Genomic DNA, 358 nt, shown 5'->3' with positions numbered 1-358 from the left:
TGAACTGCACCCCGATTGTTAGACACATCTAACAGTTGGAGGTGCAGTTTTTTGTCTAAGTTTACTGCAAAAGATAAATTATCAGCAGTTCTTCGCTATTTGTATGGCGAAGAGACTCATGCTGCTATTGCTGAGTCTATTGGTACACACAAAAGTATGGTTGGAGTTTGGGTGATGCAATACGAGAAACACGGTGCAGAAGCGTTTATAACATCATATACACGGCACTCAACACAGTTTAAACTAGACGTACTCAATTATATGAAGAATCACGGGACGTCTCCGAATGAAACTGCCGCCATCTTTCAGATCTCCTCTCCCCGCTTAGTTCGAAAGTGGAGGTCAGAATTTCAATCAC

Annotated in this window: 1 protein-coding gene; it reads left to right on the top strand. The window is 42.2% G+C overall.

Annotated elements, in window-relative coordinates:
- Positions 1–51: 51 nt before the first annotated feature.
- Positions 52–358 (top strand): helix-turn-helix domain-containing protein (locus tag HP398_RS30750; protein WP_217368971.1); only part of this gene is annotated, 307 nt, incomplete at its 3' end.

The organism is Brevibacillus sp. HB1.4B (genome assembly GCF_013284285.1).
Classification (GTDB): domain Bacteria; phylum Bacillota; class Bacilli; order Brevibacillales; family Brevibacillaceae; genus Brevibacillus; species Brevibacillus porteri.
The sequence above is the reverse complement of the archived record's forward strand: the minus strand, read 5'-3'. Positions and strand labels throughout refer to the sequence as shown.